Below are 26,159 nucleotides of genomic sequence, written 5' to 3'. Positions count from 1 at the left end.
CCATTGGGGAAAAGTGAGACTTCCTGACCTAGTTCGTCTAAATATTGAGAAATTAAATCACTACCATATAACCATTCTCCACTGGAAGCTTGAAAAGCAGGAATTCTACCTAAAGGATTATCTTGATTGTGCGGTGAATTTCTATCAAAAGCCACCTGAACTTTCTGAATATCCACTTGCTCCTCTAAATGATGATGTAAAATTGTAACATATACTTTACGCGCAAAAGGACTGGTACTAGAATACCAAAATTTCATCACTATTCCTCCTTCTTTTTTCTTGAGAGGCAGGCAATCAACTATTTGCACTCTTGAAATATTTTCAGCAAAAAAGAATACCCTGCCAATTTCTCGGCAGGGTTGTTTGCATGTCAGGTTATTCGCTTCATTGTTTTATGCACAGATAAAGCAAGCATTTACCGTTCAAGCTTTAACTCCATAAGGCGATGAAATGAGCTTAGTCTTGACCTTGGCGATCAGGACTGTTGACCAACGAGTAGTGTCTCCACTGCTTTGCGGTAGTCATCCGTATCCTTATGGTAGCCTCACCTACCGATTTTCCACTATTACTATACTCCTCTTTCAAAGGATTGTCAATCATTTTTCTCACTTGAAACAAATTTCAAAAAATTTTTGATTTATTTTGGCAGTACCTCTGCAATACGGGAGCAGATTTCTTCAACCATGGTCTCTGGAGCAGCAACATTTAGGCGGGCATGGCCTTTGCCTTCTTGACCAAAATCACTTCCTCTATTCAGGACGACCTTTGCCTCTTCTCGTAGCAGCTGAAAGAGCTGGTCATCTGTCAGGCCATAATCTGAAAAGTCCAGCCAAATCAGATAAGTCCCTTGAGGCTTCATGACCCGCAGGCGCGGTGCTTCCTTGGCAAAATAATCAACTACAAAATTCACATTCTTCTCAAGAACTTCCTTAAGCTCCATCAACCAAGACCAACCGTAACGATAGGCTGCTTCTGTCGCTAAAAATCCAAGACCAGGAATTTCATGCTGGTTGTTGGCCAGCTGGCGTTTTTTAAACTGATGTCGCAAGCTAGGATTCTCAATCACAGCATAGGAATTTTTAGTTCCAGCAATATTAAAAGTCTTAGTTGCACTGGCTAAAATCAAGCTAAAGTCCTTAAAGTCAGGCGAGACAGTATTGAAAGACTGGTGCTCATGGCCAAACAGCGTCAAATCTTGGTGGATTTCGTCTGAGACCAGGAGAACGCCGTACTTTTGACAGAGGCGGCCGATTTTCTCTAAAACTTCCCGTTCCCAAACTCGACCTCCGGGATTGTGCGGATTACATAAAACATAAATCTTGACTTCATTGTCTGCAATGTCCCGCTCTAACTGCTCAAAGTCAATCTGAAAGAGACCATCCTGCTCTATCAAAGAATTGGTAATAAGCTGACGATTATTGAGCTTGACACTGCGGGCAAAAGGTGGGTAAACAGGAGTGTTGATTAGAACGGCATCACCTTCCTTGGTAAAGGCTTGGATAGCCGTCGAAATAGCAGGGACAACCCCCTCAATAAATACCAAGGCTTCCCGATCAAAGGTATAGTCGTGCTCATCCCGCTCCCAATCAAGAACAGCATTGATTAGCTCTTCACTGGCATAGGTATAGCCATAGACTAACTGATTTGCGTAGTCATGAACAGCTTGCTGGATTTCTGGCAGGACTTCAAAATCCATATCTGCAATCCAGGCTGGCAGAACTTCTTTGTCCTTCTCCGCTTCTTTCCATTTATAAGTATGATGCCCTACACGACAGGGGGCTTTTTCAAAATTATATCTTCCCATATTATTCATTCTCCAAGGCTGCGCGTAAATCGTCTACCAAATCTCGACTATCCTCAATTCCAATCGACAGGCGCAGCAAATCATCAGTTAAGCCATAAGAATGACGCACTTCCACCGGAATGTCTGCGTGAGTCTGGGTCGTCGGATAGGTAATCAAGCTCTCCACTCCTCCTAAACTTTCCGCAAAGGTAAAGACTTTCAGGCTATTTAGGAGATGAGGAATCTTGCCTTCGTCCACAACTTTAAAGGAAATCATACCACCCTTGCCTGGATAGAGAACCTCTTTTACCGCAGGAGATTGCTTCAGAAAAGCGACTACTTCTTGCGCATTCTGAGTAGAGCGCTCCATACGAAGAGCCAATGTCTTGAGACCGCGCAAAAGCAGATAGCTGTCAAAAGGAGACAGGACCGGCCCAGTTGTATTGAGGTTATAGAATAGCTTGTCATAGATAGCAGCATCATTGGTCATGATGGCTCCAGCCAAGACATCATTGTGCCCACCCAGATATTTGGTCGCAGAGTGCAGAACTATATCAGCTCCATCCTCCAGCGGTCTTTGGTAAATAGGACTGTAGAAGGTATTGTCCACAATGACAGCTGCTCCTCGCTCATGAGCCGCTTGGGAAATGCGGGCAATGTCAAACTCTACCATAAGAGGATTGGTCGGTGTCTCGATATAGACAATATCTATATCCTCTGTTAGACTATTCAGAAGTTCTTCTTCTGTATTGGCATAGGTAAAAGCAAAGCGCCCTTCCGCTTCAGCCTGAGCAAACCAGCGGAAAGAGCCGCCATAGAGATCCCGAACAGCTAAAACCTTACTGCCGACTGGAAAGGCACTAAAGGCCAGCACAATAGCCGACATACCAGAGCTAGTCGCTAGGGCATAATTTGCGCTTTCGATAGCAGCCAGAGTCTCTTCCAAGCTAACCCGCGTTGGATTCTTGGTCCGAGTATAGTCATAACCTGTTGACTGGCCAAACTCAGGGTGCTGGTAGGTCGTTGAAAAATGCAGGGGTGTTGTTAAAGCACCAGTTGTTTCATCTTTTTTAACCCCAGCCTGAGCCAGTAGTGTATTTAATTTTACGTCCTTACTCATATTAACCTTCCAATCCTTCGCTAATATTTCACCCTCTATTGTAACATCTTTTGAAAACATTTATCTTTTTTCTTTTCAAGAGCTAGCTATAGTTTGAAACTATAATGTTAAAGTTTTAGAAAAACAAAGCTAAAAATTAAAAAGCCATATGGCTTTTTAATAGATATGAAAGCGTCGGCGCAGACTAGCCGCTTTTGAACCGATAAAGCGATCCATAAGGCGAACTTTGAGCGCCAGTCCGCCATAGACAGCGAGACCGATACCGCCAATCAGAGCGATATAGATAAAGCTGGAAATCCGACCGCTTGGATGAAGGAAGAGACCGATAAGAAGCTCTGCCACCAAGACAAAGATGCACATCAGAACTGTCAGAATCACTGACAGAAGGCTCCGCTTAAAGAGATTCTTAGGATTCAGACCTGTTACCTTGCGAATTTCCTGATACATGAGCAGGATTGGGATAATCAAGCCAACTGTCGTCGCAAGAAGAGGACCATAAGCTTTAAAAATATAAATCAAGGGTACTTGCAGCACCAACTTGACTCCCACTCCATAGAGGAAGTAAATAATAGCTTTTCGATTTTGGAAAAGGGCCTGAATCATCGGAGCTAACACCGTATATAGACTGAGGATAATGGTCTGCAGCATAGCAAAGATGAAAAGGCCTAATGCTAAGCCATCTGGCTTGCCATAGAAGACAGTATACAGAGGCTCCGCAACCAAAACAGCACCAATAGTTGCTGGCAAGATAAAGAAAATCAGCATACTAAGATTATCCTGCACCAAGCGTGCAGCCGATCGGAAATCACCTTTGACATAGTTCTCAGTCAAGAGAGGAATCCCGACACCGCCGATAGAGGTAGCCACTGCAATTAAAATCATGGTAATTTTATTAGGATTGGCTGAGAAATAGGCAAACTGAACCAGCAGCTCGGATTTGCTGTACTTGCTAATCCAGCCCATGACATGGATAAAGGTAGCTTGGTCAATAATCTGAAAAAGCTGAATGGCAGATCCTGTGATAATGAAAGGAATGGCTTCACGAATGGTATCCCAGAGGAGGGCACGGCCATTGATCTCCCCTGCATTAGCAGGCTTATGAAGGATGGAAGTCAGCATACCTGTCTTCCAGAGATAGAAGGCTAAGACAGCCATGCTAGCCAGCATACCGATAAATGCTGCAAATGTTGACTGGGTAACCGCTTCTACATAGTTGCCAGAACCGATTTTCATGATGAAAAAGGCTGTCAGCAGCATCCAGATAACCCGAATGACCTGCTCCGCAATCTGACTGATGGCATAAGGCTTGAGATTGTTAAAACCTTGGAAAAAACCTCGGATAACGCTCATCGATGGGAATATCAAAACAGCCAAAGACAGACTCTGCATAACAGGAACCAAGTCCGCTCCGCCCCCTGACATAGAAGCGAAAACTGGTGAGAGCAGGTACATAATCATTGCAAAGACAGCTCCCAAAAGTAGCATAAACTTGAGAAACTCTCGGATGAGAGTGAAACTGTGCTCTTCCTTGTCAATGGTATTGTACTTAGCTACCTGCTTGGCCACTGCCACTGGCACGCCGGCTGTCGAAATCAGTAAAAACCAGGCATAGATATTATAACCCATAGTAAAAAGGCCGTTGGCCTCGGCGCCGTGCTTGCCCATCCAAATATACCAAGGAATGATATAGATGGCACCCAGAAGACGACTGATAAAATTGCTGGCAGTTAACCAGGCAGTTCCCCGCAGCATCTGCTGCTGCTGGCTTGTTGTTTCTTGGCTCATAGAAAACCTCTTCTATTTATTCTTCTTTTATTATAAACTTTTCCTTGCCTCTTGTAAAACCCACCCATAAGGTTTACAATAGATTTATGATTAAAATTGAAACCGTATTAGCTATTTTAAAAGAAGACCATAATTTTCGTGATATTGTCAAAGATGGAGAATACTTCTTCTCTTACAGCGGCTTGACTTTCGATAGTATCAGTTATGACAGCAGGGAAGCAGATGCCTCTACCCTCTTTTTTGTCAAGGGTGAGACTTTTAAGAAAGAATTTCTAGAAAAAGCCGTCTCAGCTGGCCTGCGCTTTTATATAAGCGAGACAGACTTTCAAGTGGGCATTCCGGTCCTCTTGGTCAACGACGTCAAGCAGGCCATGAGTCTCTTAGCCATGGAATTTTACGGTCATCCTGAGAAAAAGCTCAAACTGCTTGCCTTTACTGGCACCAAAGGCAAGACAACTACAGCTTATTTTGCCTATCAGATCCTTTCCCAAAGCCATCGACCTGCCCTGCTCTCGACTATGAACACCACTTTGGATGGCGAGACCTTCTTCAAGTCAACTCTGACTACACCAGAGAGTCTGGATCTTATCAAAATGATGGCCCAAGCCCTTGCTAATGGTCGGACTCATCTCATCATGGAAGTTTCCAGTCAAGCTTATCTCAAGAAACGGGTCTACGGCTTGACCTTTGATGTCGGTGTCTTTCTCAATATCAGCCCCGACCATATCGGTCCCATTGAGCATCCTACTTTTGAAGACTACTTCTATAATAAGCGGCTCTTGATGGATAATAGCCGAGCAGTTATCGTGAATAGCGACATGGACCATTTCCAAATCGTGAAAGAGCAAGTCGCCTCTTTGGAACACGATTTCTATGGAGCAGGCTCTAACAATACTATCATAGATTCTCAGGCCTTCAGCTTTGAAGCTGCTGGCAAGTTAGCTGGCCACTACGATATCCAGCTCATCGGCCACTTCAATCAGGAAAATGCAGTAGCGGCTGGTCTTGCCTGTCTGCGTCTGGGTGCTAGCCTCAAAGACATCAAAAAAGGAATTGCCGCAACCCGAGTCCCAGGCCGTATGGAAGTTCTGACTCAGAAAAATGGCGCCAAGATCTTCGTTGACTATGCTCACAATGGCGTCAGCCTAAGCAACCTGCTGTCTGTCGTAGAGGAACACCAAAAGGGCAAGATTATTCTTCTCTTAGGTGCTACAGGCAACAAGGGTGAAAGCCGGCGCAAAGACTTCGGTCGCCTACTTAATCAGCATCCTGAGCTGACCGTTATCTTAACCGCGGACGACCCCAACTATGAAGACCCTCTAGCCATTGCGGAGGAAATCGCATCTTACATCTCCTATCCAGTGGAAAAAATAGCCGACCGAGAGGAAGCCATCAAAAAAGCTCTCAGCCTGACAGACCGAGAGGGAGATGCCGTCATTCTGGCCGGTAAAGGAGCGGATGCTTACCAAATCGTAGAAGGAGAAAAAGTAGCCTATCCAGGAGACTATGCACTTGCAGAAAAGTATTTATAAGAAAAAAGGCGAGCATATCGCCTTTTTATTGTCGTTTTGTAAAAATCACCGCCATTTAATCAGAACGTACATCAAGCTGGAGCCAAACATATCCGCCAAGGCGTGCATGAGAAAGAAAGGCAGGAGGTTCTTGACCTTGTACTTGTAAAGGAAATAGTAAAAGAGACCGTACACCACTCCGATAACCAAGGCCCACAGCATGCCCTGATAGGTGTGGAAAGAAATCCGAATGATAGTAGAGTAGGACAGCGCCCACCACTTATACTTATCCTTAACAGAGGTCATAAGACCCAGAAAGAAGAATTCTTCATAGAAGCCATTGAGAAGTCCGTAGAGGATGGCCATAGGTGTCAGTTCAGCAAATTTCCGGAAGATTTCTAGCACATCTACATAAGACCAGAGGGTTGGATCAAAGTAATTATACTCGCCGCTCAGTGTCGTCACAATGTCACCAAAGAACCCTACTGCTACAAAAATAAGAGGGGTCCAGAGGAGAACCGACCAGCTCAGACGAATAGGAAGCTGCTTAAAGTCAAAGCGCCGAAACAATAGGTAAAGAATGGTCAAGACCAGCATCAGCAGCTGAAAATTGAAATTACTAGAAAAAGCCGCTCCTTCAGTGGCTGTATTGGTCACCGTTTCAGTCGCTCCTGTGCTGGAAGCTGGTGCAAAGCTAGCTAAATAAAGCTCCGTTGAGCGATAAATAAACTGCCCAAACATGAGCAGGGTAATCACTGCAATATCAAACCACCTCAGCTCTTTCAAAGGCTTAGAGGGGCGTAGGTTTGTCAATAATTTCATCATATTTCCTTTCACCACCTGTAAATTTATGTCATCATTTCAGGTTCTTTTTTATATTTCTATCTTAGCATGAAAAGCTTAAATTTTTATTATTTACAAATTTATAAAACTTTTTTATTTTATTTTTATTAAATTGTCAGAAAACTATTTTTTTAGAAAAATTTTTATGGTATAATAAAAGATGTGATTCTGATAGAAGAATCAGCCAGAAAGGAAGTCTATGTCCACTATCTCTGCAGCAAGTATCCAGGTCGCCTACGATCAAAAGGTTATTATTGACGGACTGGACTGCCAACTCTCCGAGGGAAAGATTACAACTATTATCGGTAGCAATGGCTGCGGTAAATCCACTCTTCTCAAGGCTTTTACCCGTATTTTGCCGACAAAAGCCGGCAGCATAACCCTGGATGGACAGTCCATCGCCCTACTGCCGACCAAGGAGGTGGCGCAAAAGATTGCCTTGTTGCCCCAAACCATGGAGGCGACCGATGGCATCACTGTCTATGATCTGGTCTCTTATGGCCGCTTTCCGCACCAAACCGGCTTGGGACGGCTCAGTACAGAAGACCGGGAAAAAATCTGCTGGGCTATGGAAGCAACTCAGGTCAGCGAATTTTCGGACTGGCAGGTGGATGATTTGTCTGGTGGTCAGCGCCAGCGTGTCTGGATTTCCATGGCCTTAGCTCAAGATACAGAGACTATTTTTCTGGACGAGCCGACCACCTATCTGGATATGAATCACCAGCTGGAAATCCTGGAGTTGCTGAATGACCTCAACCGACTCAGCGGAAAAACCATTGTCATGGTTCTGCATGACATCAACCTAGCTGCCCGCTTTTCCCATCAGCTGATTGCTATGAAAAATGGGCGTATCCGGTATCAAGGAAGTGTTGAGCAGGTCATGACCTCGGATATTCTGAGAGACATTTTTCAGATTGAAGCCCAAATTATTCGAGATCCTATTCAGGATAAGCCGCTCTGCCTCAGCTATCAGCTCGTTAAATAAGTCATGTATTCATAGATAAGTTTCCCATATCTTCTTCATGGATACAGCTTCTAAACTTTTTATAGAATTGGAGGAAAAAATGAAAAAGTTTTTATCATTTGCCACCCTTACTGTCACCATCTTCCTTTTAGTTGCCTGCGGCAGCTCATCTAAATCTGAAAACTCTGCCTCTTCAGACAAGGTCGAGCTATCCAGCAAGCCCAAAATTGATGGATTTCACTACTACGGCGATATTCCTAAAAATCCAAAACGCATCGCCAGCCTCTCCTCTACCTACACAGGCTATTTGCTACAATTAGGCTTCGACCCTGTCACTGTAACATCCTATGATGCTAAAAATCCTGTCCTCAAGGAAAAAGTCAAAAACGCCAAGGTCCTGATGCCAGAAGATTTGGAGTCTATCGCCAAGCAAAAGCCAGACCTTATCGTAGTAGATGCTAGTGACAAAAATATCGACGAACTAAAGAAAATCGCTCCAACTATTGCCATTGATTATGGAAAAAATGACTATTTAGAAATCCTAAATCGCTTTGGCCAAATCTTCGGTAAGGAAAAAGAAGCTGATCAATGGATTGCCGATTGGAAGAGTAAAACAGCTGATATTGGCAAGCAGTTAAAAGAAAAGCTGGGACAAAATGTCACTTTCACCGTTGTCGGGCTATATGAAAAGGAAATCTACCTCTTCGGTAACAACTGGGGACGAGGCGGAGAAGTTATCTACAAATCTCTGGGATTTGATGCCCCACAAAAAGTGAAGGATGAAGTATTCCCAAGTGGCTACTTGCAAGTCAGCCAAGAAACGGTGAGTGAGTACATTGGCGATTATGTCTTGGTTGCAGCTGAAGATGATAAAACAGGCAGTGCTCTTTACGAAAGCGATGTTTGGAAATCCATTCCCGCTGTCCAACAGAATCATATCTTAAAAGTGGATGCCAACGCCTTTTATTTCAACGATCCATTGACACTTGAATACGAACTCAAAACCATTCAAGATGGACTTGAAAAAATGAACTAGGACATTCCTTGCAGAAACTCAGACTAGTGAAAAAACATTGCTAGTAAGCGATATATCTCATGACAGCTATTTTATTTTCGACAATATAAAGGATACCAGATGACGCTTCATTCACTCTTCACTCAAAAAAATAGGCCAAATATTTTTTGGCTTGTTTTTTTCGCCCTCATTCTCCTGCTGATTGGCGGACTCTATCTCTACCTGCGCTTTGGCATTCCCAGCTACTCCCATCAGCAACTGATAGAAACGCTGAGCCATCCTTTCAAGGAAAGTCCAGCCCAGAACATCATCATAGATCTGCGCTTACCTAGAGGAATTGCAGCTCTGCTAGTCGGAGCTAGCTTGGCCGTTTCAGGAGCCATCATGCAGGGGATTACCCGCAATGCCATTGCTGATCCGGGACTTTTGGGGATCAACTCAGGAGCTGGCCTAGCGCTCATCTGCGGTTATGCCTTTTCTAAGAGTATACACTACAGTAGCATTCTCCTACTCTCACTTGTAGGAGCCTGTCTAGCCAGTATTCTGGTTTTCAGTCTCTCCTACCATCCTAGAAAAGGTTTTGAGCAACTACGTCTCATCTTATCCGGTGCCATGGTAATGACACTCCTGACTGCCATCGGGCAAGGCTTGACCATTTACCTCAACCTGACCAATGCTGTCATCGGTTGGCAAGCTGGAGGACTTCTAGGAACCAATTGGAAAATGCTGCAAATCATTGCTCCCTTTATCTTATTAGGCCTCTTACTGGCTCAGCTATTTTCTCACCAACTAACCATTCTCAGCCTCAATGAAACAGTAGCCAAGGGCTTAGGCCAGCGAACGACTCATATGACCCTAATCTTTCTAAGCCTTGTTCTACTGTTATCAGCGGCAGCTGTTGCCCTAGTAGGAAGCCTAGCCCTCGTCGGACTGATTATTCCACACTTTGTCAAAACCATCAGAGGAAAGAACTACCAAAAAATCTTGCCACTGACGATGCTAACAGGAGCGCTCTTTCTACTGATCTGTGATTTTGCTGCAAGTCATATGGTCGGTCTGCCTCTTAGCTCTATTATCAATCTCGTTATGCTACCAGTCTTCCTGTGGCTGATGAGAAAGGGGGCCTTCTATGAGAAATAAAAAACGGATTCTTTTGGTTCTAGTAAGCCTCATCATACTGACTTTCCTAATTTTCCTACTGTCTCTATCATCAGGCGATCAGGAATTTAACGTCGGTGAAGCTTTTCGATATCTTCTGGGGCAGGGAGATGATGGCAGCGTCTTCATCATGGAGCAGATCCGCCTGCCTCGAATTCTAGTCTGCCTTCTAGCAGGAGCTTCGCTAGGGATGAGCGGTGTACTGCTACAGACCTTTACCCGAAACCCACTTGCCGATTCAGGAACCTTGGGAATCAATGCCGGAGCTGGTGTTATCATTACTCTTGCTATCAGCAAGCTAGAAGTGACCGATCCTTTCTATATCCGCTATCTTCCCTTTATCGCAACCTTTGGCGGTATGGTGACTGTCGCCCTTATTTACCTGATCTCACATCAAAAAGGCCAAGCTATCAGCCCTGTCAAGCTCATTATAGCTGGCGTGACCTTGTCAACCATTCTGTCTTCCAGTATGATTGCCATCACCGGCCGTGTCAATCAAAACAAACTGACCTATGTAGTTAGCTGGCTAGCTGGTAAGATTACGGGTAATAACTGGGAAAGTCTAGCTATTGCTGGCCCCTTCTTGCTTTTATTCTGGTTGCTGACCTATCTGCGCTCCCACAAGCTCAATATCCTCAGCCTAAATGATGAAACAGCTCTAGGTCTGGGGCTTCATCTAAAAAGAGAGCGGCAGATAACCTTACTATTGGCCAGTGCTCTCGTCGCCTTTAGCCTATCTCTAGCTGGAAATATTGTCTTCATCGGTATGTTGGCTAGCCATATCAGCAAACGATTCCTACCTAGCGATCATCGCTTACTCTTTCCAGCCGCCATGCTGCTAGGCGCCTTTATCATGACAGGGGCAGATACGATTACAAGAACCTTCCTCATCGGAAGCTCCGTCCCAACAGGCATTTTGATTTCCATTATTGGAGCCCCCTACTTCCTCTACCTTATGTATCAGCAAAAAAAATAATCAGCCGAATAATCGACTGATTGTTTTTTATTTATCCAAGCTGTTTTTGATTCCTTCTACAGCGCCTTCTACAGCTTCTTTAGCATCTTCAGCAACTTCTTTGGCTTTGGCAACTGTTTTTTCTACAAAGCCTTCTGCTTCTGTCTTGTTATCTCCTGTAACTTTGCCAACGCCTTCTTTAACAGCGCCTTTAGCTTGATCAAATTTATTTTCTAGTGACATATGATTGCCTCCATTCTTTTTTACGGTTTCTGATACCGTTTACAGTAGTATAAATTTTTTCTTTTCAAAGGTCAAATATTCTGCTCATTCTATGGGAAAATCAGTCCAGCTGGAAAGTCAATCTCTCCTTATCAAAGCTAGCCTGCAACTCATACTTGCCTGCTTCGTTTTGCCGGATATAGCCCAAGATTACTAGGCTATCGACAAAAATGTCCCGCCGCTTCTGCATGAGCTCAGCCTTGCGGACATACTTGAGAAGAAAGGTCGTCATATACTTGAGTGCATACTCTGGATTGACATCGCCCAAGACAGCATAGAGGGGCTTTTGTGCATCAGACAGGGGATATTGGCGCTGCATCTTGTAAAAATAATTTGCCAAGGTCAGCTTATCCCGCAGAAAATCTGTCTCTTCCAGCAAAACAGCCGCATTGGTCTGATTGGACAGCTGGGTCTTAAAACGCAGCTCCAACAGATCCTGATAGAGCGGACTGTCATCACAGATAAAGACTTCTTGATCCAAACGCAAGTCCTCCAAACTTTCCAAAAGAGGCAGGGTCAGGTAATATCGCTTGTTCTCCCGTCGGATGTAGCCAGCCTTGATAAACTCCTCTATTGAGCGGTCAATATTGGCTACACCTGCAAATTCTCGCTTAATAGCTCGCAAGATCACCCCTTCATGCTGGTCCAAATAATCAATCAGCTCCTGAAAAAAAGATTTACGCGTCAAACGGCTGGGGTTGATGATTTTAATCATGGAGTTCTCCTTTGTAGATGAGTTTTCTTGACTGAGCCAACTGACTAGGATTCGTCCCAGGCTGATTTAAGGGCACATCTAAGCCCAATTCTCGATAATATTCCTGCCAAAAATCAGAAATCTGATTTTCCTCATCGCCAAACTGCATGGGAATCGTATCAAAAATCGGCAAAATTTCCGCAATATACTCCGAACAGTAAAAACCATCGGACTGAGGATAAAAGCTGAAATTGTATGGCTTTCCTAGATGTAATTTGGCCCTTTTAAAGACAGCTTCTGCTTCAATAGCTGGATAGCGATACACGTCATAAACATCCTCATCCTGCCAAAAATCAGACAAGTCTTGATTGACAACACCCTTCTCATGGGTTGCATGATAAATCTCACCATTTAAAAAGATGGCCACGTGGCTATATGAACCCGTTGCTGCTCGGATGGCTGCTGCAATTTCTGAAGATCCGACTGTAAAAATCAAATCTCCGTCTTGTAAATCTTGAATCTTCATTTCTCTCGCCTATCAAAAAAGGAGTCGAAACTCCTTTTTAGTATGAGGGGAATAGCCCTCATCAAGTAACTTATTTCCTCAAATGAGCTCTTTAAGCATTAAAACTTTCTGTCAGTTGAGGCACCACTTGCTTCTTACGAGAAACAGCGCCTGCTAGGAAAGCATGGTTATTCTCAAGAGCAAAGTTAAAGGCTGCTTCGACCTTGTCCATATTGCTTCCGATAGCCAAAATTTCTGAGTTTGAGTTGATAATATCTGTAATCATCAAGACAAAGTCAGAGTAGCCGTTATCAGCGATTGCTTTTTCAATAGCCGCTTCGATTTCTGCTTGACGCTCCAAAACTTCAGCAATATCAACTGTGTTGACCTGTGCCACACGGACATTGTTTCCGTTCAATTCAAAGGTTTTAGCATCAATGTCAATCAACTCTTCTGCAGACTTGCTAGCCAAGTTTGTGCCTGCCTTGAGCATAGCCAATCCATACTCTTCCAAGTTGACACCAGCCAGCTCAGCCAATTCTGGTGCAATGGCCTTGTCAGTCGGGTGGGTAGTTGGTGACTTGAGCAAGAGAGTATCAGAGATCAAACCTGACAGCATCAATCCTGCAATTTCTTTTGGAACTGCTACACCGTGCTCCTTGAACATGCGGTAAACAATAGAGGAAGCAGATCCCACTGGCTCCAAGCGCATGTAAAGGGGACTAGCTGTTTCAAAGTTGCCTACACGGTGGTGGTCCACCACGCCATAAACTTCAACTTCTGCAATATCTGCCACAGACTGCTGGAATTCATTGTGGTCAGTCAAGATAACTTGCTCAGCTCCCTCTGCCTTTGCAGATGTAATCACGCGCGGTGCAGCCACGCCAAAGTAATCCAAAACAAAAGCTGTTTCTTCATTAGGCTCACCCAGAGCAACAACTTCTGTATCCAAGCCATAAGCTTCGCGAGCCAAGTAAGCAAAAGCGTAAGATGAACCAATGGCATCTGAGTCAGGATTTTGGTGACCGAAAACTAAAATTTTAGACATGATAGACCTCTTCTTTTATATAATGTTTATTGCATTTATTTTACCACAATTACAGACATTTCACAAAAGCAGAAGGGTATTTTCTTAAGAAAAATGGACTGGTCAGCCCACCAGCCCATTTATTCATACTCAAAGTAGATTAGCTATTATGTACCCGATTCATATACTCTGTATAGGATTCAGTCTGCATGAGTTCCTTGGCATTCTTGACCCGATCAGCTGTTGGAGGCTTAACTCCTTCCAGCTTGTAAGGGATACCCAGCTCCCGCCATTTGAATTCTCCCATGGTATGGTAAGGTAGAATTTCAAACTTATCAACATTCTTCAGAGTTTTTACAAATTTACCTAGCTCAATCAGGTCATCATCACGGTCGGTCAATCCCGGCACCAAGACATGGCGTATCCAGACTGGCTTTCCAATGTCAGACAGGTACTTGGCACAAGCCAAGATATTTTTGTTGGTCTGGCTGGTCACAATTTTGTGCTGTTCTTCGTTAATCTCCTTGATATCCAGCAAGACTAAATCCGTCACTGCCATGAGCTTGTCAAATTTTTTCAGATAGCGAGGCGTATTTCTAAAAGGCAGGGCACAGGTATCCAAGGTACAGTGGATGCCCAGCTCCTTAGCCTTGGTAAACAAGGCAATCAGAAAATCAATCTGTAGCAAGGCTTCTCCTCCACTGACGGTGATGCCGCCTTTGTTACCCCAGAAGCCCTTATAGCGGAGAGCTTCTTGTAAGACATCATCCACTGTCCGTAGCTGAGATTTGTTGGTCTCCATCTCCCATGTGTCCGGATTATGGCAATACTGGCAGCGCATATGGCAGCCTTGCAAAAAAACAATAAAACGGATACCCGGTCCATCAACTGCACCGAAACTCTCAGTAGAGTGGACCATGCCCGTTACCTTTCCATAATCAACTGCTTCTTCAATTTTCTCTTCAACCATGACGCAACCTCTTAACTCTGAAAACGTTTTATAACTAACTACATTATAACATGATTAAAGCAAAAATAGACTTAATTTGCCTATTTTTTAGAAAACAAACTGTTTTTCAGTTTCATTTTCAGTGTTTTACAACAGATGAAATTTTAGGGCGAAAGCGGGAACAGACTTGATCTTAGATGCCGGCCAATAAAAAATCAGGGCAGAATCTTTATTCCACCCTGATTTCACTTTTTAAAATGATTTTAGTTAATTTCGACTTCTCTTTTTGAGAGTAAAAGCAAACATCAGCAGGGTCAATCCCAAGACTGCCCAGCCACTGGTATCTTGACCGGTATTCGGGAGTCCCTTCTTCTTGCTGCTAGCTGTCTGACCTTGTCCAGTTTGATTGGACGATGGAGGATTGGTCTGAGACGGAGCTCCTTGTTCTGCTGCTACAGAAGATTGTCCAGTTGATTGAGACGGTTGGGAGCTGTCAGATGTTGAAGCTGCAACATCCTTAGAAAAGTCCAGCTGCACCACTACTGGATCATGGTCTGAAGCTCTGCCATGTTCTTCCATGAAAGAGGCATTGATATGTACAGGCGCAAAGACAGCCTTGCCTGCCAGGTTCTTCGAAATGAAAATGTTATCCAAGCTTTGGTTGCTGCCGCGGTAGAAGTAGGAATAACGGTCAGCCGCATCATGCTCCTGCATGAGATTAATCAGTTCATTACCTGCCAGTGCTTTAGCTGTTTCGGAAAATTCAAAATCATTGAAATCACCAGTCAACACAAACTTAAGGTTAGGATTTTGTCTCAGTCCTTCCTGAACAAAGCTATTTAAAATTTTAGCCTGCTCAATTCGGGCTGCCTGCGTATGCTGAACTGCTGGCTGAGCGGAACCATAAACGGCATCATCCCCAATCTTGGACTTCAAATGATTAGCAATAACGACGATATGCTGTCCCTTGAATTCAAACTCAGCTGCCAAGGATTTACGAACCTTGGTAAAGGCTGGATTGGTCGGTTCGATTCGGGCAGGATTCTTAACCAAATGGCCACCAGAGAAGCTAGCTGCTTCATCACTATTACCAGCATCTTTCTCAACTAATTTTACACGATTTGGATTGTAGAGAAAAGCCACGCGGATATTGGAGCCAGGCTTGCCGCCATCTTGACCGTCAAGGGGGGCAACTTCGGTGTACTTGTAAGTTTTTCCGCCCAGTTCTTTGATGCGGGCCGCTAGTTTCTCACCACTTTTGACACCGCTGGTCGTTCCGTCATTGACACTGCCATTCTCGTCTTGAACCTCAATGAGCGTGATGATATCTGGACTATGAATTTCATTGATAAAGGAATTAGCGATTCTAGTCACTTTTTCCTCAGGCGTTTCACCTTTTTTAGCATTAGCAGAAAAATTCTCGATATTGTAGGAAGCAACAGTCAGCTTGTCCTCACTTGGATAGATAGGAGAGACCTGTCTCTGCAAGCCCCCGTCCACCAAATCAGGCAGCTGAGTCGGCTCCAACTTGTAAACCTTCCCACGATAGGTCACGACTCCAACCACATCACCATTGAAATAATCCTTGGCCTTGGCAATGAATTTATTGCCAACATAGACTGGAATGGTTGCGGTATTTTGAGCGTTTGGACGAAGATTGAGACCTCCGATATTGTTTAATGGCAAGGCTTGGTAGCCTTCAGGTAAGACATAAATGTCTCCACGGTACTGCGGGCCTAGAACTCGGGGCCTCTTCACCGTCGTCAACATTCCTTCCAAACTTTCCCAGTAGTCCAACGCTTCACTTTGAGGTTGATAGTTATTAATATCGTTATCGACCGTATCCTTAGGCATATTAGCCACGATGTCTACTGGAGCAGGTAAGTCAGCTTTCCCTTCCTTGATCACCTTGGAAGCGACAAGCATGGTGACTGTCAAGCTATCACTGGGCTTGTTGAAAGTTTGCCCCTGACGAACGCTGAGCTCTTCCATATAACCTTCTTTGACGCGTCCTTCAAGACTAAGTTTGTCTCCGACATCGACTTTTTCTTTAGAAACAACATAAAGAGCATCAGAAGTCCTACTGTTTCCATCAGGAGTCACGTCTTGAACATAAAAACCATAACGGTCTGTTTTCGTCACAACTACATTGGAAACTTGAACTTCCTTGTCCCCATAGGGAGAGGCTTGTGATTCTCCCTGAATGGTTCCTACATTTGGAACAACTTCTGGTCCGCTAGTCGCAGCTTGTGCTGCAGCAGGGGCTTGGTCTGCCTTTCCCACTGCCTCTTCAGAAGTTGCCCTTGACTCTCCCGATTCTGCAGAAGAGCTCTCTGATTGACTGGCAACCGACGCATCGCTTACGGCCGGATTCTCTGTGAGAGCTGCCGCATCTGAAGTCGACGAACTTACCGCTTCTTCTGCTCCGACTGGTTGGACAGAAAAAAGCAGGGACAGAAAAGCAGCTAGCAAAACCACTGTGGGAAAAAGCTGCTTGTAAGAAACTTGTTTTTTCATGAACTTCTCCTTTTCTGTATAAATGTATATTATCCTATTTAATTTTTATTATAAAGAAAAGAATCAAATTTTGCAAAGGCTTTCTTAAAATTCTGTATTAGTTTCTCTTACTTCAGAAAAATACTTGCCTAGACTGGCCCAACACAGAAAAAAGAATCTGGAATTTTTTCCAGATTCTTTCGAGACTTTAGTTTTCACCTACTAAGATAGCCAAGGTTTCGTATGGCTGCAAGGTCATCACATGGTCAATCTGAGTCTTGCCGTAATTGGATAGGAGAACCTGACCATTTTGATAATCCGGCAGGATGTCCACGGTAATCGGATCAGCATAAAAGTTGTTAAGGACTAAAAGTTTTTGTCCTTGCCACTCCCGCTCAAAGGCATAGACCTGGGGACTGTCTTCATAGGCTGGCTGATAGCTACCTTCTGCAATGATTGGCAGTTCCTTACGCAGGGCAATCAATTTCTGATAAAAGGTAAAGATTGGTCCCTTGATTTCATTTTCCACATTGATAAGAGGATAGGATTTGCCCGCCTTCAGCCATGGAGTTCCTGTTGTAAAACCTGCATTGACTGAATCATCCCACTGCATAGGCGTCCGAGAATTATCACGAGATTTAGCCTTGATAATCCTGAAGGCTGCCTCTGGCGATTGCCCTTCAGCAAGCAGACTCTGGTAAGCATTGAGAGACTCGACATCTACATAATCTTCCATGGAGTCGTAGTCAGGGTCCACCATTCCAATTTCCTCCCCCATGTAGATATAAGGCGTCCCGCGCGACAGATGAATACTGGCTGCCAACATGGTTGCCCCTTCATTGCGGAAATTCTCTACATCGACAAAGCGGTTGAGAGCTCGCGGCTGATCATGGTTGTTCCAAAAGAGGGCCGACCAACCGTCGTGTTCGCTCATTTCCTTGCCCCAAGTATGGAAAAGGCGTTTTAATTCTTCAAAGTCAAAAGGCTTAAGGGTCCACTTCTGTCCAGCTTCATAGTCCACCTTGAGATGATGGAAATTAAAAGCCATAGATAGCTCCTGCCGGTCTGGTGCGGTGTAAAGGATACAGTTTTCAATCGTCGTAGCACTCATTTCGCCAACCGTCGTAAAGGAATCGTCCTGCCCAAAGGTTGCTGCATTCATCATACGCAGATAGTCATGCACAATTGGCTTATCGGTATAGGCCGGCTTGCCCTCCTGCTCTGGACAGTCCAACAGCACCTCATCTTTACCGATCACATTGATGACATCAAAGCGGAAGCCTTTGACCCCTTTGTCTCGCCAAAAATTCACCACTTTAAAGAGCTCTTGACGAACATTGGGGTTGCGCCAATTGAGGTCAGCTTGAGTGACATCATAAAGATGCAGATAATATTTGCCCGTATCGCCAAATGGCGCCCAGGCACTGCCACCAAACTTGGACAGCCAGTCCGTCGGCTCATCCCGCAGGATAAAAAAATCCTGATAGTAGGAATCCCCAGCCAGTGCCTTTTGGAACCACTCATGCTCAATCGAGCAATGATTGAGAACCATATCCAGCATAAAGTCAATACCATACTGCTGGCCGACCTTGACCATCTCTTCGAAATCTGCCATATCCCCAAAGATAGGATCAACCGCAGTATAGTCAGAAATATCATAACCATTGTCCCGTTGCGGACTCGGATAGAAAGGATTGAGCCAGATCATATCCACTCCCAGCTCTTTCAGGTAAGGAAGTTTTTCAATAATCCCGCGAAAATCTCCCAAACCGTTGCCAGTTGTGTCTTTAAAAGATTTTGGATAAATTTGGTAGACAACCTTTGTTTTATCAAGTGTCATATTTTCTCCTTTTTTGAGAAAAGGGACAGATTTTAAAGCACCGTCCCTTTCTATAAGTCATTTCATTTTTCTTTAAAGTGGCTGAGCGTTCATCAACTGATTGCCTCGCTCAACTACCCGAGGAAGTTGTTCAAGCACCTCCACCTGATACTTGTCTGAGTTCGTAATGATGACTGGTGTTTCCGTTACATAGCCCGCCTTCTTGATCATGTCTATATCAAAGGAAATGAGCTTGTCGCCAACCTTGACCTTATCTCCCTGAGACACATAACCTTCAAATCCTTTGCCCTCCAGATTAACAGTGTCCATTCCGATATGCATCAGGATTTCAACACCTTCATCTGACAAGATGCCGATGGCATGCTTGGTTGGGAAGAAGACTGTTACTCTACCATTGACTGGTGAAACCAACTCACCTTGGCTAGGAACAATGACAACTCCACGCCCCATCAAACCTTGTGCAAAGACAGGATCTGTTGCCTGACTCAATTCTTTGACTTCTCCTGCCAGCGGACTAGTAATCGTTACAGGAGCTGATGAATCAGCTGCTTGGACCTCTGGAGACGACTCGGATTTTGATGGTCCGGCAAATTCTGCCTCTTCCTGGGCTGCAAACTCTGCCTGCAATTCTGGATCTTCCTCTGTCTTCGTCAAGAAGCCTGTCTTGTGGAAAAAGAAAGTCAGGAACATTGGTACAAGGATTGCTACAAGCATAACTAGAAGGAAAGGAAGCCAGTAGTTTGCTTGAATAGAAAGGATAGCTGGTAAGCCTCCGACACCAATACCAGTTGCTGTAACATTAAAGCTAAGGGACAAGACTCCGGCAATAGACGAACCAATCATCCCCGCCACAAATGGATAAACGTACTTGACATTGACCCCGAAGAGAGCTGGCTCAGTAACTCCAAGGTAAGCTGAAATGGTTGCTGGAAGCGAAATTTGTGCCTCTCTTTCATCACGACGATGCATGAGATAGTAGGCAAATACAGCCGAACCTTGAGCAATATTAGACAGAGCAATCATGGGCCAAAGAGCTGTTCCACCATAATCATTGGCTAACTGTGTATCAATGGCATTGGTCATATGGTGAAGACCTGTAATCACAAACGGAGCGTAAAGGGCACCAAATACTGCACCAAACAACCATTTGAATGATCCTGTCAAACCAAGAAATACAAACTTAGACATGCCTTGTCCAACCCACCATCCAAAAGGACCTAAAACCGTGTGGGCCAAAATCAGAGCAGGAAGCAAAGAAAGCAAAGGAACAAAAATCATAGAAATCACTTCTGGAATCCGTTTACGCCAGAAAATTTCTAAGTAAGATAGAGACAGACCAGATAAGAGAGCCGGAATGACCTGACCTTGGTAACCATATTTGTGAAACTCAAGTATCCCAAAATACCAAGTGTAGTCTTTAGCAATCACAGCTTTAGAGGTATTGGCTACCTCATAAGCATTCAACAAATGTGGAGAAACCAAACAAATCCCTAAGACAATCCCAAGAATCTGACTGGTTCCCATCTTACGGGAGATAGACCAAGTAATCCCCACCGGCAAGAAGTGGAACACTGCTTGTGCCGGCAGCCAAAGAAAGTCGTTGACATTGCTCCAGAATTTAGATACATCAACAATTGTATTATAAACTGGCTGTCCATTTTTTACTTGTGCAACTCCGTCAACAATCTTTCTACCCAAAGCTTCAATATGCACGCCCTCAAGGACATTTCGGAAGCCAAGGATTAACCCTCCGACAATCAAGGCTGGAATCAAGGGTGTAAAAATTTCCGCCAGAGTGGCCATAACCCGCTGAAGGGGATTTTGCTTGCTCTTAGCAGCAGACTTGGCTGCTTCTTTCGATACTCCCTCAATACCTGATACAGCAGTGAAGTCATTGTAAAAGATTGGCACATCATTTCCAATGATGACTTGGAATTGCCCAGCATTTGTGAAAGTTCCCTTGACCACTGGGATTGCCTCAATGGCCTTGACATTGGCCTTTTTATCATCTCCAAGTACAAAGCGCATCCGCGTTGCACAGTGGCTAACTGCTGTGACATTCTCTTTGCCACCGATTGCATCAAGCAAATCTTTGGCTTCCTTCTCAAATTTTCCCATTTGACTACTGGCTGAATGAGAATCCAGCACTCTCCTTATATTTTTTACGAGTTAGTTTTTCAACACATCTCTACAAATTATTGTAATCGATTTCAAAGATGTATGCAAGTTGTTTGTTGAAAATATCCCTCATTTTTGATAAAATTTTCTGAGTTGTATGTAAAAAAGAAAACAAGTGGAGTTTATGATGAAGAAATACAAACAATTGTTCAAACAGATTGAGAAAGACATTTTAGAGGAACGTTATGCAGTCGGAGACTTCTTGCCCAGCGAACATCAGCTGACAGAAGACTACCAGGTCAGCCGCGATACAGTCCGCAAGGCTCTGGCCCTGCTGCAGGAAGAAGGATTGATTGAAAAAGTCCGTGGACAAGGTTCCAAAGTCATCAAGCAGGAACAGTTTGACTTTCCTGTGTCTAAGCTGACCAGCTATCAAGAAGTAGTCAAACAGAATAATATGCAGTCCAAAACCAATGTTGTCAGCTTGGAAAAGATTACCGTGGACCAGAAATTGTCCGACATCACTGGCTTCCCTCCTTACCGACTGGTTTGGCGAATCGTCCGTCAGCGCGTTGTGGACCAAGTCGCCTCTGTATTAGATATTGACTATTTAGACAAGGGCATCGTCCCTGACTTGACAAGGGAAATCGGTGAGCAATCCATTTACGCCTATTTGGAAAATGACTTAAAGCTCAATATCGCTTATGCCAAAAAGGAATTTACCATTGACCACGCCAATGACCGAGACAAGATTCTCATGGACCTAGGCAAGGACCAGCAGGTTGTCTCTGTCAAATCCCAGGTCTATCTGGCAGACGGCCGCCAGTTTCAATATACCGAGAGCCGTCACAAGCTAGACAAATTTCGCTTTGTGGATTTCGCTAAGCGTCAGAAAGAATAACCTTGAGTTCCATCCAGACCACAAAACCACCTCTGCCTTCCAGTTGGCAGAGGTGGTTTCTTTTATGAGTAGTCTAAGGCTGCTTTGTTTTGGAGCGACAAAGAGCCTCAAAATTCTTTTTACTTGTTTTAGGAGATTTATATGAAAAAATTAGTTAAGGGCTTCTGTTGCTTTTTAAACGTTACTGATTCTTATTACTTCCTTTCCTACTTTTGCGCCTGTGAGAATGTCAATACTTGCTTATCATATAGGGTAACTTTAGATGTCATTGGACTGTCCTCATTTCTATTTTGATGCTATTAGTATAATCCCAGAAACTTAAGACAGACTTATAAAAAACTTGAAGGAAACTTAAAAGGCTGACATTAAATATCACTTTTTSATACTGCATTGATATATGATATTTTTACAGTCTATACTTGAGAATTCTCAGCTTTCCTTCTTTTATAATATTCATCCTCCAATCGGTCTAAGTCTTTCCGATATTTAGCGGTTATTTCTTCCCTCTCTTCACTAAGTTCGTCAAAAAATTTTCTGAAAGACAAATCAAATTGATCCATATTGTCATTCATCTTACTAACTGCTCGACATATCTCATCAGTTGATTGATTTCTAGAATAGTAAAGCAATTGTTCACTCAATAAATCCGTCTTTCTCCGAGCATCTAATTTCATAGAATCCAGTGCTCCTTCAACTTGCTCTATTTTCTTTAATTCTTGCTTATATTTCTCTTCTAGTTTGAATATCTGTTCCATAGCCGACCTCATTTAATAGGGTTTTGCAGATTTGGTTGTGGAATACTTGTTAGATAATTTGTCGCAGCTGTCGCAGCCTTCCCCGAAAATCCACCCTTTAGACTGTTATTGAGAGTAGCAGTAGCAAAATCAGACATCTGTAGCTTTTGCTCAGCCAACCAAGCAGCTAAAAGGCTAGACTGCGCTGTAACCTTAGATTTCTCCGATTGAATCAGAGCATTGATCATCTCCCGTTCTTGAGCCTTCATTAGTTCAACAAGATTATTATTCGCTGTTAATTCTATTCTTCTGAGATTTACCATAGTTCCTCCTACTTACTACTAAACTGTATGCTTCCTTGACGATCTACTTCTTCGAGTCTATCAGCTGCTTGGCGTATATTAGAACCAAAAATATCCAATTTTTGTTTGTAAGAAGCCGCCTCACTTAGCGTTGCTTCTTCAACCCCACTATCCCAACAAGTCTCCAATGTAAATTGAGACAAGAGCGATTCCAACTCGTCATCCGATAAATAGATTCTGCTACCATAAGCTACCAATCGGAGTGATGTCACCATGTTTTCAATATTTTGCTTATATTCGCTCAATTTTTGCTTGATTAACTCTTCAAATTCTGCTCCTTGCTGTTCAGCTAAATCCGCAACTGCAGTCACAAGATCTTTTCGTAGATAAACCAGCTGGCTCCCACTAACGCTTGAAAAACCAGACTGAGCCGTAGAAATTGTTTCAATCGCACGATTAATAGTCAATAAACGCTTATATCTAGCCTCAGATATAAACTCACCGTATATCTTTTTATACTCTTTAACATAGTATTCTTCATCGTGTTTGTCCCAGAAAGGTGACTGTTCCGCTTTAATTTTAGCTGCTTTACGCACCTGCTTCTCCGTCATACCAACAAAGAATTCACCTTTTTTTGCATACCAGTCTAAATCCAGCATATTGCCAATCTTGGGCGGAAACTTTTCATAGTATTCGCGAATGAAGTAAGCTTCATCGTGTTTGTCCCAGATAGGTGTTCGCTCAGCTTTGATTTTGGCAGCTGCACGCACCTGATTTGGAGTCATCCCTGATACAAACTCACCCCTCTTAGCATACTTATCTGTATCCAGTTTATTGCCAATAATATAGAATGCCGCAGGGTTGTGATCTTCTGCAGGCGAATGCAGTCCTTGCGTTCCTTCACGTGAAATAATATTAGCATATGGAATCCGTCCACCATTGCTATCCATTATCGTAGTATCTTTCGTATTAGCATCATAGGTGGTGACATGTCGATTGATATAGGCTAAATCACTGGAAGTAAAGTTCCCCTTATCAAGAGCAGCCTGAGCACCCCAGTCTGTATAATTGACGACCATAGGGACATTATGGTCCGCTGCTACCTTGACAACTGGAGTCGCTGACTGACTAAAACCACTCATGGCATAAATCCTGACTGGCTGGTTTAGCTTCTTGTCACCTACTTCTGTAATCTTCTGGACACGCTGATAAAAAGCTTCAATATCCTCATGCTGAGCTGTCATTCCATCCCCATAAGCACCCCCGAATGCATTGCTGGTTGATGCCCAATGGTCTGAACTGATAAGGTTGGCAAAAACTGGCTGGGTTCCTGCGACTGTCACAATGGTCTGGGAAACAATGGGCTCCCCATTAGCATCCAAGGGAGCTACTGCAATAGCCTGAGTTACCCCCTCCACTCGGTCAATGATTTGAAATTGTTGGCCTGTATCAGGATTCTCAATAAACGTCTTTGATGGGTGTGTAGCATAATATTTAGTATCTTCTTGAAGAATCTGAATATCCCTATGTGTTACTTCCATTTATCCAAGTCTCTTTCATCAATTCGTTGAATTTCTAAATTATAACTAATCTCAACTTTGGGACTACCTTGGTCATTCTTTTCTACACCTTTAAGATATCCCTCATGAGAAAAAGCTTCCATCGATTCATCTGTTGTCTCGTGGTCTACCCATTTCAAATTTTCAGGTAGAGGTTGCCCCCAAATAACACTATTGTGTCTTCTTTTATCATCTCTTAGATTAATAATTTCCGAGCCATCATTAACATTAAAAGCCAAATCAGTCCCAAATACCATCTTATAATMCACAAGAACCTTCTCAACAAAACCATCATTTCTGAGATAGACTTTATTTCCATAACTATCATAAACTACTGGAACTACACGGCCTTGTAAAAAACTTTCTCCCTTTCCACCAGTAATAAAAATGGGAGAAAATTCGATTTTACTGATACCGCTATAATGCTCCTTTAGATAAGTCGCGATTTGTTCCTCATAAAGCTGAAAACCGTGCCGGTAGAGATTATCCACTTTCATTCGTTCCATATAAAACTTACCTCCTATTACAAGTACGAAAATGCAAAGCAAAGATAAAAGAATAGATTTTGTTCGTTTAGACATATAAACCTCCTTTTCTTTATATATTAATTTTACCACAAAAAGAGATGAACAAATGACAAGAACTCAATTAATCATATGGAAAATTCTTCGTATGTATCTTTTCCTAAATAAATTAGTGCGTTACTGCCATTCGAAAGTCTCTCTTCCCTGTATTCGTCTAATTTCCAAATTATAGACAATCTCAGCTTTGGGACAGCCTTGACTATTTTTTTCTACTCCCTTTAGAAGTCCTTCATTCACATAGGCCGTCATAACTTCATCCATGATATCATCCTTCTTTAACTTTAATTCTGGAGGCAGGTGCTGATACTGATCAGCTTGTATATATTCTTTATCATCATTTAACAAATGAATAAACTCGGAACCACCGTACGCAAAATCTAATTCAAGACCGGAAAATGTTCCATAACGAGGTACTCCAATATCTAGAGGTCTGCCATTTTGAAGATAGGCTTTATTGCCATAATTATCATAAATCACAGGTATAACCCGAGAATGAACAAAGCTTTCTCCCTTTCCTCCACTAATAAAAATCGGAGAAAATTCGATTTTACTGATACCGTTGTAATGCTCTTTTAGGTAGGTTGCGATTTGTTCCTCATAAAGTTGAAAACCATGCCGGTAGAGATTATCCACTTTCATTCGATCCATATAAAATTTACCTCCTATTACTAGTAGAAAAAAACAAAGCAAAGATAAAAGAATAGATTTTGTTCGTTTTGACATATAATTTTCCTCTTCTTTCTATCCAAACTTACCAAATTCGTGCGTTACTGCCATTCGAAAGCCTCTCTTCCCTGCACTCGTCTAATTTCCAAATTATAGACAATCTCAGCTTTGGGACAGCCTTGACTATTTTTTTCTACTCCCTTTAGAAGTCCTTCATTCACATAGGCCGTCATAACTTCATCCATGATATCATCCTTCTTTAACTTTAATTCTGGAGGCAGGTGCTGATACTGATCAGCTTGTATATATTCTTTATCATCATTTAACAAATGAATAAACTCGGAACCACCGTACGCAAAATCTAATTC

The 26,159-nt window shown here is 43.2% G+C and carries 24 protein-coding genes, 1 pseudogene and 1 riboswitch; of the genes and pseudogenes, 6 read left to right on the top strand and 19 right to left on the bottom strand.

Features of this window, described 5'->3' with window-relative positions; translation table 11 throughout:
• From K4H96_RS09015 to K4H96_RS09000, 4 genes are all read right to left on the bottom strand, one after another.
• On the bottom strand, positions 1-257 hold a 257-nt coding region (locus tag K4H96_RS09015; protein ID WP_227956480.1), incomplete at its 3' end, for a glutathione S-transferase N-terminal domain-containing protein.
• A gap of 149 nt (positions 258-406) precedes the next feature.
• Positions 407-563, bottom strand: a riboswitch (M-box (ykoK) riboswitch).
• 74 nt (positions 564-637) lie between these two features.
• Complete coding sequence (locus K4H96_RS09010; protein ID WP_223337190.1) at positions 638-1,804, bottom strand: MalY/PatB family protein; 1,167 nt, start codon at positions 1,802-1,804, stop codon at positions 638-640.
• Position 1,805: 1 nt separating this feature from the next.
• On the bottom strand, positions 1,806-2,963 hold the full coding sequence (locus K4H96_RS09005) for a cystathionine gamma-synthase (protein ID WP_317627993.1): 1,158 nt from the start codon (positions 2,961-2,963) through the stop codon (positions 1,806-1,808).
• 96 nt (positions 2,964-3,059) lie between these two features.
• Entirely contained in the window at positions 3,060-4,688 is a 1,629-nt protein-coding gene (locus K4H96_RS09000; RefSeq protein ID WP_223337194.1) for a putative polysaccharide biosynthesis protein, read from the bottom strand.
• An 86-nt stretch (positions 4,689-4,774) separates the two neighbouring features.
• On the opposite strand from K4H96_RS09000, the gene K4H96_RS08995 reads away from it, so the two are divergent.
• Positions 4,775-6,220, top strand: a complete 1,446-nt coding sequence (locus K4H96_RS08995) for a UDP-N-acetylmuramoyl-L-alanyl-D-glutamate--L-lysine ligase (protein ID WP_223337196.1) — start codon at positions 4,775-4,777, stop codon at positions 6,218-6,220.
• Between the two features lie 45 nt (positions 6,221-6,265).
• On the opposite strand, the gene K4H96_RS08990 is transcribed toward K4H96_RS08995, so the two are convergent.
• Entirely contained in the window at positions 6,266-7,021 is a 756-nt protein-coding gene (locus tag K4H96_RS08990) for a CPBP family intramembrane glutamic endopeptidase (protein ID WP_223337197.1), read from the bottom strand.
• Positions 7,022-7,241: 220 nt separating this feature from the next.
• Here K4H96_RS08990 and K4H96_RS08985 point away from each other — a divergent pair, with 220 nt between their 5' ends.
• The 4 genes from K4H96_RS08985 to K4H96_RS08970 all read left to right on the top strand — a co-directional run bounded on the left by K4H96_RS08985 (position 7,242) and on the right by K4H96_RS08970 (position 11,155).
• Positions 7,242-8,027, top strand: coding sequence for an ABC transporter ATP-binding protein (locus K4H96_RS08985; protein WP_223337199.1), 786 nt, complete (start codon positions 7,242-7,244; stop codon positions 8,025-8,027).
• Positions 8,028-8,106: 79 nt separating this feature from the next.
• A complete protein-coding gene (locus K4H96_RS08980) occupies positions 8,107-9,042 on the top strand; it encodes an iron-hydroxamate ABC transporter substrate-binding protein (protein WP_032907673.1) in 936 nt (311 codons plus the stop codon).
• Between the two features lie 99 nt (positions 9,043-9,141).
• A complete protein-coding gene (locus tag K4H96_RS08975; protein ID WP_223337201.1) occupies positions 9,142-10,161 on the top strand; it encodes a FecCD family ABC transporter permease in 1,020 nt (339 codons plus the stop codon).
• The gene (locus tag K4H96_RS08970; RefSeq protein ID WP_223337203.1) at positions 10,151-11,155 is read left to right on the top strand and encodes a FecCD family ABC transporter permease; all 1,005 of its coding nucleotides are present in this window, start codon (positions 10,151-10,153) and stop codon (positions 11,153-11,155) included. Before K4H96_RS08975 ends, K4H96_RS08970 begins: the two co-directional genes overlap by 11 nt.
• Before the next feature lie 27 nt (positions 11,156-11,182).
• On the opposite strand, the gene K4H96_RS08965 is transcribed toward K4H96_RS08970, so the two are convergent.
• From K4H96_RS08965 to treP, 8 genes are all read right to left on the bottom strand, one after another.
• Complete coding sequence (locus tag K4H96_RS08965) at positions 11,183-11,377, bottom strand: CsbD family protein (protein ID WP_002894655.1); 195 nt, start codon at positions 11,375-11,377, stop codon at positions 11,183-11,185.
• A gap of 100 nt (positions 11,378-11,477) precedes the next feature.
• The gene (locus K4H96_RS08960; RefSeq protein WP_223337205.1) at positions 11,478-12,131 is read right to left on the bottom strand and encodes a DUF1803 domain-containing protein; all 654 of its coding nucleotides are present in this window, start codon (positions 12,129-12,131) and stop codon (positions 11,478-11,480) included.
• Positions 12,124-12,636 carry a YiiX/YebB-like N1pC/P60 family cysteine hydrolase gene (locus K4H96_RS08955; protein ID WP_223337206.1) on the bottom strand — a complete coding sequence of 171 codons (513 nt, stop codon included), beginning with the start codon at positions 12,634-12,636 and terminating at the stop codon, positions 12,124-12,126. Before K4H96_RS08955 ends, K4H96_RS08960 begins: the two co-directional genes overlap by 8 nt.
• A gap of 91 nt (positions 12,637-12,727) precedes the next feature.
• Positions 12,728-13,663 carry a manganese-dependent inorganic pyrophosphatase gene (locus K4H96_RS08950; protein ID WP_223337208.1) on the bottom strand — a complete coding sequence of 312 codons (936 nt, stop codon included), beginning with the start codon at positions 13,661-13,663 and terminating at the stop codon, positions 12,728-12,730.
• A gap of 139 nt (positions 13,664-13,802) precedes the next feature.
• Positions 13,803-14,612 (bottom strand): pyruvate formate-lyase-activating protein, encoded by an 810-nt coding sequence (gene pflA, locus K4H96_RS08945; RefSeq protein ID WP_002905907.1) that lies wholly within the window; start codon positions 14,610-14,612, stop codon positions 13,803-13,805.
• 246 nt (positions 14,613-14,858) lie between these two features.
• Positions 14,859-17,108: an endonuclease/exonuclease/phosphatase family protein gene (locus K4H96_RS08940; protein WP_223337210.1), complete on the bottom strand. Its 2,250-nt coding sequence runs from the start codon at positions 17,106-17,108 to the stop codon at positions 14,859-14,861.
• Between the two features lie 187 nt (positions 17,109-17,295).
• The gene (gene treC, locus K4H96_RS08935) at positions 17,296-18,927 is read right to left on the bottom strand and encodes an alpha,alpha-phosphotrehalase (RefSeq protein WP_223337212.1); all 1,632 of its coding nucleotides are present in this window, start codon (positions 18,925-18,927) and stop codon (positions 17,296-17,298) included.
• A 72-nt stretch (positions 18,928-18,999) separates the two neighbouring features.
• On the bottom strand, positions 19,000-21,045 hold the full coding sequence (treP, locus tag K4H96_RS08930; protein ID WP_223337220.1) for a PTS system trehalose-specific EIIBC component: 2,046 nt from the start codon (positions 21,043-21,045) through the stop codon (positions 19,000-19,002).
• Between the two features lie 187 nt (positions 21,046-21,232).
• Here treP and treR point away from each other — a divergent pair, with 187 nt between their 5' ends.
• The gene (gene treR / locus K4H96_RS08925; protein ID WP_223337222.1) at positions 21,233-21,946 is read left to right on the top strand and encodes a trehalose operon repressor; all 714 of its coding nucleotides are present in this window, start codon (positions 21,233-21,235) and stop codon (positions 21,944-21,946) included.
• 413 nt (positions 21,947-22,359) lie between these two features.
• On the opposite strand, the gene K4H96_RS08920 is transcribed toward treR, so the two are convergent.
• From K4H96_RS08920 to K4H96_RS08895, 6 genes and pseudogenes are all read right to left on the bottom strand, one after another.
• On the bottom strand, positions 22,360-22,701 hold the full coding sequence (locus K4H96_RS08920; RefSeq protein ID WP_223337224.1) for a hypothetical protein: 342 nt from the start codon (positions 22,699-22,701) through the stop codon (positions 22,360-22,362).
• Positions 22,702-22,709: 8 nt separating this feature from the next.
• A complete protein-coding gene (locus tag K4H96_RS08915) occupies positions 22,710-23,003 on the bottom strand; it encodes a hypothetical protein (protein WP_161542820.1) in 294 nt (97 codons plus the stop codon).
• Positions 23,004-23,011: 8 nt separating this feature from the next.
• On the bottom strand, positions 23,012-24,523 hold the full coding sequence (locus tag K4H96_RS08910) for a hypothetical protein (protein WP_223337225.1): 1,512 nt from the start codon (positions 24,521-24,523) through the stop codon (positions 23,012-23,014).
• Positions 24,514-25,122: a hypothetical protein gene (locus K4H96_RS08905; protein WP_227956479.1), complete on the bottom strand. Its 609-nt coding sequence runs from the start codon at positions 25,120-25,122 to the stop codon at positions 24,514-24,516. The genes K4H96_RS08910 and K4H96_RS08905 overlap by 10 nt, the downstream gene beginning before the upstream one ends.
• 120 nt (positions 25,123-25,242) lie before the next feature.
• Positions 25,243-25,848: a hypothetical protein gene (locus K4H96_RS08900; RefSeq protein WP_223337228.1), complete on the bottom strand. Its 606-nt coding sequence runs from the start codon at positions 25,846-25,848 to the stop codon at positions 25,243-25,245.
• A gap of 44 nt (positions 25,849-25,892) precedes the next feature.
• Positions 25,893-26,159 (bottom strand): annotated as a pseudogene (locus tag K4H96_RS08895) (hypothetical protein); the annotation flags it as partial.

Source organism: Streptococcus sanguinis (genome assembly GCF_020729765.1).
Taxonomy (GTDB): Bacteria; Bacillota; Bacilli; order Lactobacillales; family Streptococcaceae; genus Streptococcus; species Streptococcus sanguinis_Q.
Note: the sequence above shows the minus strand (reverse complement) of the source record. Positions and strands in the feature narration are given on the sequence as shown.

Bases quoted from the DNA above. Each gene is read 5' to 3' on its own strand.
- K4H96_RS09010 (WP_223337190.1), bottom strand. From the start codon at position 1,804: ATGGGAAGATATAATTTTGAAAAAGCCCCCTGTCGTGTAGGGCATCAT.
- K4H96_RS09005 (WP_317627993.1), bottom strand. From the start codon at position 2,963: ATGTTTTCAAAAGATGTTACAATAGAGGGTGAAATATTAGCGAAGGAT.
- K4H96_RS09000 (WP_223337194.1), bottom strand. From the start codon at position 4,688: ATGAGCCAAGAAACAACAAGCCAGCAGCAGCAGATGCTGCGGGGAACT.
- K4H96_RS08995 (WP_223337196.1), top strand. From the start codon at position 4,775: ATGATTAAAATTGAAACCGTATTAGCTATTTTAAAAGAAGACCATAAT.
- K4H96_RS08990 (WP_223337197.1), bottom strand. From the start codon at position 7,021: ATGAAATTATTGACAAACCTACGCCCCTCTAAGCCTTTGAAAGAGCTG.
- K4H96_RS08985 (WP_223337199.1), top strand. From the start codon at position 7,242: ATGTCCACTATCTCTGCAGCAAGTATCCAGGTCGCCTACGATCAAAAG.
- K4H96_RS08980 (WP_032907673.1), top strand. From the start codon at position 8,107: ATGAAAAAGTTTTTATCATTTGCCACCCTTACTGTCACCATCTTCCTT.
- K4H96_RS08975 (WP_223337201.1), top strand. From the start codon at position 9,142: ATGACGCTTCATTCACTCTTCACTCAAAAAAATAGGCCAAATATTTTT.
- K4H96_RS08970 (WP_223337203.1), top strand. From the start codon at position 10,151: ATGAGAAATAAAAAACGGATTCTTTTGGTTCTAGTAAGCCTCATCATA.
- K4H96_RS08965 (WP_002894655.1), bottom strand. From the start codon at position 11,377: ATGTCACTAGAAAATAAATTTGATCAAGCTAAAGGCGCTGTTAAAGAA.
- K4H96_RS08960 (WP_223337205.1), bottom strand. From the start codon at position 12,131: ATGATTAAAATCATCAACCCCAGCCGTTTGACGCGTAAATCTTTTTTT.
- K4H96_RS08955 (WP_223337206.1), bottom strand. From the start codon at position 12,636: ATGAAGATTCAAGATTTACAAGACGGAGATTTGATTTTTACAGTCGGA.
- K4H96_RS08950 (WP_223337208.1), bottom strand. From the start codon at position 13,663: ATGTCTAAAATTTTAGTTTTCGGTCACCAAAATCCTGACTCAGATGCC.
- pflA (WP_002905907.1), bottom strand. From the start codon at position 14,612: ATGGTTGAAGAGAAAATTGAAGAAGCAGTTGATTATGGAAAGGTAACG.
- K4H96_RS08940 (WP_223337210.1), bottom strand. From the start codon at position 17,108: ATGAAAAAACAAGTTTCTTACAAGCAGCTTTTTCCCACAGTGGTTTTG.
- treC (WP_223337212.1), bottom strand. From the start codon at position 18,927: ATGACACTTGATAAAACAAAGGTTGTCTACCAAATTTATCCAAAATCT.
- treP (WP_223337220.1), bottom strand. From the start codon at position 21,045: ATGGGAAAATTTGAGAAGGAAGCCAAAGATTTGCTTGATGCAATCGGT.
- treR (WP_223337222.1), top strand. From the start codon at position 21,233: ATGAAGAAATACAAACAATTGTTCAAACAGATTGAGAAAGACATTTTA.
- K4H96_RS08920 (WP_223337224.1), bottom strand. From the start codon at position 22,701: ATGGAACAGATATTCAAACTAGAAGAGAAATATAAGCAAGAATTAAAG.
- K4H96_RS08915 (WP_161542820.1), bottom strand. From the start codon at position 23,003: ATGGTAAATCTCAGAAGAATAGAATTAACAGCGAATAATAATCTTGTT.
- K4H96_RS08910 (WP_223337225.1), bottom strand. From the start codon at position 24,523: ATGGAAGTAACACATAGGGATATTCAGATTCTTCAAGAAGATACTAAA.
- K4H96_RS08900 (WP_223337228.1), bottom strand. From the start codon at position 25,848: ATGTCAAAACGAACAAAATCTATTCTTTTATCTTTGCTTTGTTTTTTT.